Origin of the sequence: Synechococcus sp. GFB01, from assembly GCF_001039265.1 — a bacterium.
In the GTDB taxonomy this organism is placed as follows: domain Bacteria; phylum Cyanobacteriota; class Cyanobacteriia; order PCC-6307; family Cyanobiaceae; genus NIES-981.
This window is the reverse complement of sequence record NZ_LFEK01000011.1, coordinates 34,769-45,992: the sequence shown is the minus strand read 5'-3', so window position 1 is coordinate 45,992 and position 11,224 is coordinate 34,769. Positions and strand designations below refer to the sequence as shown.

Here is an 11,224-nt window from a genome sequence, read left to right as displayed (position 1 = left end):
CCCACAACAAGGAGGAGACCTTCGCCCGCACAGCCGACCCTCTCGGCTACGTGGCCGCTGAGCACATCCTGGAGCTCTGTCAGGCGATCGTGGCGCTGCAGCGTGATCATGGCGACCGCGTTCAGCGACGCCACGCCCGCATGAAGTATCTGATCCACGACAGGGGCATCGACTGGTTCCGACAGGAACTGCAGCAGCGCTACTTCCCCCATCCGATCCGAGGCTTCGCCAGGAGCCGAAGGCCAAGCTGGAGGATTATCTCGGCTGGCACCGTCAGGGCAGCGGCCTCTGGTTCGTGGGCTTGCCGGTGCTCTGCGGCCGGGTGGCGGGCGATCTCAAGAGCGGCCTTCGCCGACTGGTCGACACCTACAAGCTGGAGGTGCGGGTCACGCCCAACCAGGATCTGCTGCTCTGCAACATCGGCGCATCCCAGCGCAGCAGCATCCGGGCCGAACTGGCGGCGATCGGATTCGAGACGCCGGAGGCGCCGCCCCTGCTGGCCCGTCATGCCATCGCCTGCCCGGCGCTGCCGCTGTGCGGCCTGGCGGTCACCGAAGCCGAGCGGGGGTTGCCCGCCGTGCTGGATCGCCTCGATGCCCTGCTGAACCGACTGGGGATCAACAGGTCCGTGCTGGTGCGCATGACGGGATGCCCGAACGGATGCGCCAGGCCCTACATGGCCGAGATCGGGCTTGTCGGCAGCGGTGTCGACCAGTACCAGCTCTGGCTGGGAGGCACCCCGAACCTCAGCCGCCTGGCCGAGCCCTACCTCGAGAAGATGCCCCTCGAACAGCTCGAGAGCACGCTGGAGCCGCTGCTTCGCGCCTGGCATGAAGCGGGGGGCCGGCGCAGCTTCGGCGATTTCGTGCTGAAGTGCGGGCGCGACAGAACCCTGGAACTGCTGCAGGGGGCCTGATGCGCCGCCGTACCGCAACTCTGTTCTGCCTGGCCAGCCTGGCGGGCTTTCTGGCAGCCGGGATGGCGTTGGCCGAGCGGGGCGCAGCCAGGGGCGGGCCCAACCGCCCCCGCCAGCCTCACGCCCCGTCTACTACGACCCGGATCCACTCACCTGCCAGCCGGCCACCATCCGCAGCGGCTTCGAGCGGCAGCTGCAACCCTATGCCGACCAAAGCGAAGCCGTGCTCCAGCAGTTGCGGCGGGTGCAGCTGGAGCTCACCGCAGCCACGCTGCGCCGCTGCGTGGCCAAGGGGTTGATGGCGCCGGAGACTGCCAGTGCTCTCGAAGCCGAGCTGCTCAGGCCAGCGGGCAAACCCGGAGCTCAACCGCCGGGACCATCGACCCGGCCGTAGCAGGCGCAGGGTTCGCCGCGCCGCCAGGCCCACAGCTGATCGCCCCAGCTGAAGTGCCACCACTCGTTGGGGTGCTGGCTGAAGCCCGCGGCCTGCATGGCGTCGCGCAGCAGACAGCGGTGGTGGTGCCATTCCAGGAGGAGCTGCCGCCGCTGCCCGGGCGCCCCCTGTCGGGCCTGCTCCAGCCAATGATCCGGTTCGGAGACGGCACCGATCGCATCGATGGCCGAGCCCATGGCAACCGGCACACCCGTGAGCCGATCAGCCAAGGTGAGATCCACGGCAGCGCCGGTGCTGTGGGGAGGCGGAGCGGAGGGATCGGGGTTCGGTGGAGCCCAGAAGCGGCCCACGTCGGCCAGCACGGCCTCCTGATCGGGGCCGGAGCCGGCCGGATCGAGCCCCCGCTCGCGGCAGGTCTGGGCGATCGCCTCCTGCACCATGAACGCCTGCACCGCCAGGGGTCGCCAGCCATCGAAAATCGCCAGCCGGTACCGGGGCGAGTGCTGCTGGAGATGAAGCTGAGCCTGGAGCAGCCTCGCCACCACCCCACGGCGCAGCTGGAACGGCCCGCCGTCGGCGCCATAGGGGGCGCCGAGGGTCATGTAGGGATGAGGTTCGAGCCGCAGCAGCTCGCGGGGCAATGCCTCCAGGGGCTCGCCGCAGTCGTCGATCGGCAGGTTGTTCCAGGGTCGCAGGCTCATGACAGCGGCGCGGCGTCTCGAGGGCGATGGCTCAGTTGAGGCGACCGCCCTGGAGGCTCAGACGGCGACGGCTTTCGGCCAGGGCATCACGCAATGCGGGATGGCCGCTCAGATCGGGATCGGCGGCGGTGATCGCCTGGGCCATGATCCGGGCACGCTCCAGGGTTTCGCCATCCTCGCTGAGGCTGGCCAGAGCCAGATCCGGCAGACCGGACTGACGCGTGCCCAGCACCTGGCCGGGTCCCCGCAGTCGCAGGTCCATCTCGGCGATCTCGAAGCCGTCGGTTGAACGTACCAGCACCTCAAGCCGCTGGCGCGCCAGGGCGTTGCGGCCATCGTGGATCAGCAGGCAGTGGGATGCCGCCGCACCCCGCCCCACCCGGCCGCGTAGCTGGTGCAACTGCGCCAGCCCGAAACGCTCGGCGTGCTCGATCACCATCACACTGGCCTGCGGCACATCCACACCCACCTCCACCACCGTGGTGCTCACCAGCACCTGGGTGCTGCCGGAGGCAAAGGCGCCAATGGCAGCCTGCTTGTCGGCACTCGCCATCCGCCCGTGCAGCAGTCCAACGACGAGATCGGGGAACACCTGCTCGGCCAGCTGGCGGTGCACATCCACCGCCGAGCGCAGGTCGAGCTTCTCGGACTCCTCCACCAGTGGCAGCACCACGTAGGCCCGTTGGCCCTTGCTCACCTCGGCGCGGATCAGGTCATAAGCCCGCGCCCGCTCGGAGCCGGCCAGCAGCTGGGTGCGGATGGGGGTGCGACCGGGTGGGAGTTCATCGATCTGACTCACCTCGAGATCGCCGTGCAGCGAGAGGGCCAGGGTGCGGGGAATCGGCGTGGCCGTCATCGTGAGCAGGTGCGGCTGGAGCCCNTTGCTCAGCAGCCTGTCGCGCTGCCGCACCCCGAAGCGGTGCTGCTCATCCACAACCACCAGACCGAGGCGGGCGAACTGCACCGGGTCCTCCAGCAGTGCATGCGTCCCCACCAGCAGCTGAAGGTTGCCGTTGGCGAGATCGGCCAGCAGCTCACGGCGCCGGCGAGCCGGTGTGGAGCCGCTGAGCAGGGCGCAGCTCACGTGCAGCTGGGGCAGCCAGCTGCATAGCTTGGCGTAGTGCTGCTCGGCGAGCACCTCGGTTGGGGCCATCAGAGCGCCCTGGCAGCCGGCATCGATGGCCGTCAGCAGGGCGGCGACGGCCACCACGGTCTTGCCGCTGCCCACATCGCCCTGCACCAGCCGGGCCATGGGTCGGTCGGNTGGCGNAGATCGGCACGGATTTCATCCAGAACCCGCCGCTGGGCAGCGGTGAGGCTGAAGGGCAGCAGCTCCAGAAAGCGGGCGGTCAGCACACCGCCCGCGACCGGTTCAAGGGGAGAAGCCTGGCGGGAGGTGAGCTCCCGGCGACGCTGCAGCAGGCCGAGCTGCAGCAGCAGAAACTCGTCGAACACGAGGCGCCGCCGACTTTGCTGCAGCTGTTCGGCGTTGGCCGGCGCATGGATCTGGCTGAGGGCCACGCCGCGATCCATCAGACCTTCCCGCTGCCGCAGCGGTTCGGGGATGGGATCGGGCCAGCTGAGCACCAGCGGCAGCACGGCCGTGACGGCCTGCCTCAGCCGGTCGGCCCCCAGCCCCTCGGTGAGCCCATACACCGGGATGAGGCGGCCGATCTGGCTCGAGCGCACCGGAGCGTACGGACTCTCGAGCACTTCGATCAGCGGGTCGTGGAATGCCGGGCCGTAGGGGNTCTGGCGCACAAGCCCCGACACAGCCACCGTGGCACCGGGGGGATACTGACGCTGCTGGTTCTTGAGCCAGGCGGGGTTGGCATAGCGGCGGCCGGCGAGAAAGCGGCTCACCCGGATCCGCCCGGTGCTGTCGGCCAGCTGCAGCTCGAGGATCGAGAGGTTGGGGTTGCGTGGGCTGGTGAAGGCGTGACAGCGACGCACGCTGGCCACGATGGTGGCGGTGCGACCCACCTCGAGGCCACTGATCCGCGCGAGATTGGCATAGTCGAGATAGTCGCGCGGGTAGTAGTGCACCAGATCACGCACCACGAACAACCCGAGCTGGGCAAGCTTGGCCGCGGTGCGCGAACCGACGCCTGGGATCTCCGAAAGCGGCGTGTCGGCCCGCAACTGAGGCCCCTGCTGTGCCCTGCCGGCAGCAGGACCGGCGGACAGCGGAGCCGCCGCATCGCTCAGCCGCAGCCGGGGCGGTGCCGGCGGCTCCGCTGGCTGCAGGCGCCGCCGCAGCAGATGGAGATGCTGGCGGCAGCGACGCACCAGGCTCTGGCGCTGGGACGGGGAAAGCTGCCCGTAGCTGGCGAAGGCCTCCGCCAGGCGGCGGAGATCCTCCTTGTCGGAGAAAGAAGCATCAGCACCCTGCGGAGGCTGAAGCAGGCAGCGCGAGAGGAACTGGCTGAAGCGCTCCTGACGACCGAGCAGATCCTCGAATCCCCGGTCCACCTCCAGCTGGAGGGCCTGCTGGAGGGTCCTCAGCCAGGCATCACAGGCCGCGAGGGGCGGATGGGCCTCTAGGGGCGGTGCGTGGTGATGTCCGTCAGCCACAGCTGTTGCGCCTCCAGCACCTGAACGCGGCGCTGCAGGAGCCGGCCGCGCTCCGCCATTTTGCGCACTTCGAGCCGACTGGCGCGCCAGCGGCTGCGACAGGTACGCAGCCTCGGCTGCTCCTGCTCAAGATCCACGCATCGCAGCAGCACGGCCAGAGCTTCAGTTCCCTGAACGGGCAGGCGGATCAGGTTGGGCTGACTTGGCTGAAGGTCGATCCTTCCTTGTTGCACCGCCTCGAGCAGACCGAGAGGCAACAGGCCTCGGCTCAACTCGGCGCGCAGCAACTCCACATTGATGGCATGGGAGAGGTTGCGCAGACGGCGCTCCAGCGCCAGCTCGAAACCATCCAGCCAGACCAGAAGAGCCCCCGGATCCTGGGGCAGACGGCCCTGATTCCATGGCGGCGGAACGGCAGGGGCGTCATGCGAAGCGTCGTCGTCTGGGTCGACTCGCTCGACGACAGCCTGGAGGTCCCCGATCCAGACCTCAGAACCGTCTTCAGGGGCAGCACTGGGCGCGGCAGGGGCGTCGCGCTGCTCCCCCNTGGCCGCTGGCATCAGGCTGGAATCGCCCCGAGCCCAGGAGATCGGCGGCTCCAGCGCGAGCCGCACCGAGCCTGGAGGATCATCGTCGGCGGGGGGTGGCCCAGAGGTCTCGAGCTCATCATCGCCCTGCCACAGCAATCGCTGCATCTGTTCCTCGGCCATGCGCTCGCGCCTCAGCTGGGCGGCCAGCAGGGCCAGCTGTTCCACCGTGAGCAGACTGGCGGCGCGGCGGACCAGGGCGTCCAGGCGCCGATGCAGACGGCGACGCGCCGGGAGAGACATTGCCAGGTAGCGATCCGGATGGACTTCGGTGGCCAGATGAAAACAGGCCTGCTGAACAGAATCCAGCAGGCCGTCACGCAGAACCTGAAGATAGAGGGCCAGCTGCCGGTAGAGCTCCGGGTTGAGGCTGGCGCACTGCTGGCGCAGAGTTGCGAGCTGTTGGCGGGTTTCCCCGAGGGCCTCCAGCATGGAACGCGGCAGATGGGACGCTGCGGGCCGGATCAGGCGGCCTGCATGGCCGCCACCTCGGCGGCGAAATCCATCTTCTCCACCTCGATGCCTTCACCGAGGTTGAAGCGCACGAAGCGGCGCACCTGAATGTTCTCGCCCACCTTGCCGGCCACCTGCTTCACCATGTCAGCCACGGTGATCGAGCTGTCCTTGATGAAGGGCTGATCCATCAGGGCCATCTCCTTGAGACGCTTGCCGATGCGACCGGCGACGATCTTCTCCTTCATCTCCTCCTTCTTGCCGGCCAGATCGTCGCGGCCCATCTCGATCTGCTTCTCACGCTCCGCCACCTCAGCGGGGATCTGATCCACGGTCACGTAGTCGACCGAAGGGCAAGCGGCGATCTGCATGGCCACGTTGCGCAGCAGTTCCTGGAAGAGTTCACCGCGGGCCACGAAGTCGGTCTCGCAGTTCACTTCCACAAGCACGCCCACCCGCGCTCCGGTGTGGATGTAGGAGCCGATGGCGCCCTCAGCGGCGGTGCGGCCCGCTTTCTTCTCGGCGCTGGCGATGCCCTTCTGGCGCAGCCATTCGATTGCCTTTTCGGTGTCGCCCTTGGTCTCGGCGAGCGCCTTCTTGCAGTCCATCATGCCTGCGCCGGTCTTGTCGCGCAGATCCTTGACCAGTTTTGCCGAAATCTCAGCCATGACGTTGGAGGGAGGAAATTGGAAATCCGAACTCAGCGAGGTCGCTGATCAACCGTGCACCGCTGGGGCGGTCAGAGGTTTCAGGCTTCGTCGTCGCGACCCTGGTCGCCGGCACCATGACGGCCTTCGTTGATGGCATCGGCGAGACGGCTCAGCACGAGCTGCACCGAACGCACGGCGTCGTCATTGCAGGGGATGGGCACATCGCAAAGATCGGGATCGCAGTTGGTGTCGAGCATCGACACCAGGGGGATGTCGAGCTTGCGGGCCTCCAGCACAGCATTGGTCTCGCGGCGCTGATCCACCAGCACCACCACGTCGGCAGACGGCGCATGTTCTTGAGACCGCCGAGATACTTCTGCAGGCGCTCGAGCTCACGACGCAGCACCGCCGCTTCCTTCTTGGGGCGCATGGCGATGGCACCGGAGCTCTCCATGCGCTCCAGATCCTTGAGCCGGTCGATGCGGGCCCGCATCGTCGTCCAGTTGGTGAGCATGCCGCCCAGCCAGCGCTGATTCACATAGGCGGCGCCGCAGCGGGTCGCCTCCTGGGCGATCACCTCGGAAGCCTGCTTCTTGGTGCCCACGAAGAGAAAGCGCTTGCCGCTGCGGGCGGCACTGCGAACCCATTTGTAGGCGTTGTTCATGCAGACGGCCGTCTGCACGAGATCGATGATGTGAACCCCGTTGCGCGCGCAGTAGATGTAGCGCGACATCTTGGGATTCCAGCGGCGGGTCTGGTGCCCGAAGTGGGCACCCGCCTCCATCATTTCGGCGAGAGTGACAACAGCCATGGTGTTGAGGGTTTCGGGTTGGCCACCACCTGCCAGGGACTCCGCCGGCCCCTGGAGGGCTCTGGACGGATCACCCGAAACGGGCAGGTGTGCGGGGTGAAAGGAACTTGCGAACCCTATCAAAACGCCTGCCTGGCCTCGGCGAACAGGGCGCGCACGCCGATGCGGTTGAGCGGCAGACGCAGCAGCTCCATCGCCAGACCGGGCTTGCCGCCACGGATCAGCCAGGCCAGCAGGGGACGCAGCGACCGCTCATTGATCAGCCCGCCGAGACAGAGGAGCTCCCACAGCAGGCGATGCATCCAGGTGAACTGGATCATCAGCNGCACCCTCCAGGTGGGGTGTTTTCGGTAGAACACCAGCCCNATGCGGGCCCGCTGCCGCTCAACCTGGATCAGATGGGGAATCTGCCCCAGATCAAGTGCGGGGTGCCAGTGGTAGCCCACCGCTTCAGGGCAGCGCACCAGACGGGTGCCGAGCTGGCGCAGCCGCTCGCCCAGCTCGAGATCCTCCCAGCCGTAGAGACGGAAGGCGGTGTCGAACAGCCCGGCCTGCTCCAGCAGCTGCCGGTCGATCGCCACGTTGCCGGTGGCGAAGTAGGCCCAGGAGAGGTCGCGAAGCTTGTGGGGCTCACTGGTGGGATCCTCGAAGTTGGCGGTGTTGATCACCGCGCCATAGGTGAAGCAGCGCCGATCGCCGTGGCGCTGCCAGTCGTGCTCGAGCTGCCGGGCGTGGCTGATCAGGAAGGTGGGGGTAACCACCAGATCGCTGTCGATGAACACGATCACCTCACCGCGGGCCTCCCGCACGCCCCGGTTGCGGCCCTCCGCTGGCCCGCCATGCTCCTGACGGACAAGCCGCACGTGCGGCAGGATCTCGGCCTGGCTGGTGAGCCAGGCCACCGTGGCATCGGTGGAGCCGTCATCCACCACCACCACCTCGTAGGCGCTGATCGGAGCGCTCAGCCGTTGCCGCTCGAGGGCCCCCAGGCACTGCTGCAGGATCGGCAGACGGTTGTAGGTGGGGATGACGACGCTGATGAACATGCGCTGACCAGGCAAGGTGGCGGGCAGAAAAAAAGGACCCCGCAGGATCCCCAGTCAGGTCGCCCTGGCGGCAGAGGCCGGCTCAGTCGGCTGCTCCGCCGTTGTTGGCGGTGCCGGTCACACCGTTGCCGGCTCCTTCACCGCGGCCGTCGTTGCGGAGCTTGCGCTTCTTGAACTTGCGGGCGTAGGCGCGGTTGCGCTCCTGCTTTTCCTTCTTCAGATTCCTGCGCTTGGCCATACGGGAGAAGACAGAGCTCCTGGTGTCGAGATCTCACCCTACTCAACCGGGGCAGCGGCGACCGTCTCATGGGGGTGGGGATGCCGCCCACAACCTGCCGTCCTCCATGCGCAGCAGCCGGTCGGCCACATCCAGGATGCGCGGGTCATGGGTCACCATCAGCACCGCGCAACCCTCCTCGCGAGCCAGGCCGCGCAGCAGGTCCACCACCTCGCGGCCCGTGCGGCTGTCGAGGGCCGCGGTGGGCTCGTCGGCCAGCAGCAACCGCGGATGGGCGGCCAGGGCACGGGCGATCGCCACGCGCTGCTTCTGTCCGCCGGAGAGGTCGTGGGCAGCTTGCGAGGTGATCGGCCAGTCCAACCGCACGCAGCCACTGGCGTGCCAGATCGCGCCGGGCCCTGTAGCTCAGGTCGGGGAGCAGGTCGGCTCCCATCTGCACGTTCTGCTCGGCGGTGAGGCAGCGCAACAGATTGTGTCCCTGGAAGATCATGCCGATGCCGCGGCGGATGCGCTGACGATCGCGGCGGCTCGAGCCGTTCAGTTCGCGGCCGAACACCCGCACGGAGCCCTCCATCACGTGCCGCAGGGCCCCCACCAGGGTGAGCAGGGTGGTCTTGCCACAGCCGGAGGGCCCGGTGAGCAGCACCACCTCGCCCGGGTGGATGGTGAGATCCACACTCTGGAGCACCTGGCGGCGCGTCGTGCCACGGCCGTACCAGTGGTTCAGGCCCTGCACGGCGACGGTGGCCGCCGCGGCGGCGGGGTGCGGGGCTGTGGGCCTAGCGCGGCGGCGGTCGAGGCCATCGTGGTCAGAAGATCTCGGCGGGATCGGCGTCGCCCAGGCGACGCATGGCCAGCCCTGCGGAGGCCATGCACATCACCACGATCAGGCTGAAGACCAGCAAGGCCCGCTGGGTCTCCATGTAGACGGGGATGTTGGTGGCGCTGCGCACGAGCACGTAGAGGGACACCCCNGCCGCATAGGCGGGCACGAAACCCAGCACTGCCAGCAGGAGGCCCTCGCGCGCCACGACCCCGAGCAGGGAGGTGAGGCGGTAGCCCATGGCCATCAGGGTGGCGTACTCAGGCAGGTGATCGCTCACATCCGAGTAGAGGATCTGGTACACGATCACGCAGCCCACCACGAATCCCATGGCGGCGCCGAGGCTGAAGATGAAGCCGATCGCGGTGCTGCTGCGCCAGTAGTCACGCTCGAAGTCGATGAAGCCCTCGCGGGTGAGAACCCGCACGTCCGCAGGCAGGATCCCCTCCAGCCGGCGGACGACCGCCGCCCGATCGGCGCCGGGACGCAGCCTGACCAGGCCCAGTTCGATGCTGCCCGAGGGGGTGTTCGGCAGCAGTTGCAGGAAGGTCTCGCCGCTGGTGAGCAGGTTGCCGTCGGCGCCGAAGGAGGCCCCGATCTGGATCAGACCCGCAACCCGCACCCGCACCCCGTTGATCTCGCTCTCCACGGTGCGTCCCTGGCGGAACCACTGGGCCACGGGCCCGAACTCAGGCCGCGAGCGCTCGTCGAACAGCACCCTGCCCCGCTGGGTAAGGACGCCGGCCTTCTCGCCCAGGCCGGGGTCACGGAACAGCGGATCGCCGGGCTCGAAGCCCAGCGCCAGGATCGAACGGGTGCCGCGGGTCTGCGGATTGCGCCAGAGCAGCAGGTTCCAGTGCACCGGGGTGATGCCGCTGACATCGGGATCGGCCATCGCCTGCACCAGCCGTCGCCGCGGGAAGCCCGCCATGCTCACCGAGCTGCTGGAGCGCGGGCTGATCAGCACGATGTCGGCATCGAAGCGCCGATGCAGGATCACGCTGGCGTCGAACAGACCGTCGCGGAAGCCGAACTGCATGAACATCAGGATCCCGGCGAAGGCGATGCCCGCCAGGGCAACCGCCAGCCGCGCCGGCTGACGCGTCAGCAGCAGCCAGGCCAGAGGGATGCGCCGCGATCCCCAGAAGCCACTCATGGCTGGAAGCGGGCGATCACCTTCATGCCGGCCAGGCGTGCCACCCGTGAGGCATCTCCCGGCTCCAGCCGCACCCGAACCTCGACGATGCGGGCGTCGGAATCCTCCACCGGGTCGGTTGAGAGCACCTCACGCTGGCGGACCTGCGGACTGATCCGCGCGACTCTGCCGGCGAGCGTGCCCTGGAAGCCGCCGTTCTCACTGGTGAGCTGCACCGGCTGCCCCACCCTGACCCGGTTCACATCGCTCTCGTACACCTCCACCACCGCTTCCATCCGATCGGTGTTGCCCAGCTCCAGGATCCCTGCCTCACCCGGTCGCTCGCCCTCGCGGGCATGAACGCGCAGCACGATGCCGTCGATCGGGGCGCGCAGTTCCGTCTGCACGATCTCCGTCTCTTCCTGAATCTCCTGGGCGAGGGACTCCTGCAACTGTCCCTGCAGCTCGAGCGTCTCCTGCTCGAGTCGATCGAGCTGATCAGCGGGGATGGCTCCGGCCAGGGCCAGCCTGCGATAGCGGATCAGCTCGCGGGTCTGAATGTTGAGCCGACGGCGCAGATTGGCGATGCGGGTGCGGACCAGGGCCCTCACAGCCAGCTGGCGGGGGGCTGAATCGAAGCGGGCGAGCAGCTGACCCGCGCGGACCATCTCCCCCTCCTGAACCAGCAACGCGTCGATGCGGGGGCTCGCGCCGATCGGAGTCACCGGCGCCGCCAGGATGCGGATGTCGCCCGCCGGCTCGAGACGCCCCAGCGCGGCCACGGCGCGGGGAACTGCTGCAGGGCGGCGGCAGGAACGCTGGTCGCCGGCGCCGCGGCAGGGGTCCGGCGGCTGCGTTGCGCGGCGAACAGGCCAACTCCGATCAGGATGGCCAGC

The 11,224-nt window shown here is 68.3% G+C and carries 6 protein-coding genes and 4 pseudogenes; 1 reads left to right on the top strand and 9 read right to left on the bottom strand.

Annotation, left to right across the window (positions count from 1 at the left end):
- A pseudogene (locus tag SYNGFB01_RS02315) lies at window positions 1–916 on the top strand (sulfite reductase, ferredoxin dependent); the annotation flags it as partial.
- Between the two features lie 363 nt (window positions 917–1,279).
- Here the strand turns inward: SYNGFB01_RS02315 and SYNGFB01_RS02305 are convergent.
- The 9 genes and pseudogenes from SYNGFB01_RS02305 to SYNGFB01_RS02265 form a co-directional block, all read right to left on the bottom strand.
- On the bottom strand, window positions 1,280–2,011 hold the full coding sequence (locus tag SYNGFB01_RS02305; RefSeq protein WP_200900037.1) for a M15 family metallopeptidase: 732 nt from the start codon (window positions 2,009–2,011) through the stop codon (window positions 1,280–1,282).
- Window positions 2,012–2,042: 31 nt separating this feature from the next.
- Window positions 2,043–4,516, bottom strand: a pseudogene (gene recG / locus SYNGFB01_RS02300) (ATP-dependent DNA helicase RecG).
- A 1,120-nt stretch (window positions 4,517–5,636) separates the two neighbouring features.
- The gene (tsf, locus tag SYNGFB01_RS02290; protein ID WP_048016755.1) at window positions 5,637–6,293 is read right to left on the bottom strand and encodes a translation elongation factor Ts; all 657 of its coding nucleotides are present in this window, start codon (window positions 6,291–6,293) and stop codon (window positions 5,637–5,639) included.
- An 80-nt stretch (window positions 6,294–6,373) separates the two neighbouring features.
- Window positions 6,374–7,086, bottom strand: a pseudogene (gene rpsB / locus SYNGFB01_RS02285) (30S ribosomal protein S2).
- A gap of 119 nt (window positions 7,087–7,205) precedes the next feature.
- Complete coding sequence (locus tag SYNGFB01_RS02280) at window positions 7,206–8,132, bottom strand: glycosyltransferase family 2 protein (RefSeq protein WP_048016753.1); 927 nt, start codon at window positions 8,130–8,132, stop codon at window positions 7,206–7,208.
- An 82-nt stretch (window positions 8,133–8,214) separates the two neighbouring features.
- Window positions 8,215–8,370 (bottom strand): hypothetical protein, encoded by a 156-nt coding sequence (locus SYNGFB01_RS14765; protein ID WP_006171625.1) that lies wholly within the window; start codon window positions 8,368–8,370, stop codon window positions 8,215–8,217.
- Between the two features lie 66 nt (window positions 8,371–8,436).
- Window positions 8,437–9,106: pseudogene (locus SYNGFB01_RS02275) on the bottom strand (DevA family ABC transporter ATP-binding protein).
- 73 nt (window positions 9,107–9,179) lie between these two features.
- On the bottom strand, window positions 9,180–10,349 hold the full coding sequence (devC, locus tag SYNGFB01_RS02270) for an ABC transporter permease DevC (protein ID WP_048016752.1): 1,170 nt from the start codon (window positions 10,347–10,349) through the stop codon (window positions 9,180–9,182).
- Window positions 10,346–11,110 (bottom strand): HlyD family efflux transporter periplasmic adaptor subunit, encoded by a 765-nt coding sequence (locus tag SYNGFB01_RS02265; protein WP_152669472.1) that lies wholly within the window; start codon window positions 11,108–11,110, stop codon window positions 10,346–10,348. The genes devC and SYNGFB01_RS02265 overlap by 4 nt, the downstream gene beginning before the upstream one ends.
- Window positions 11,111–11,224: the final 114 nt, after the last annotated feature.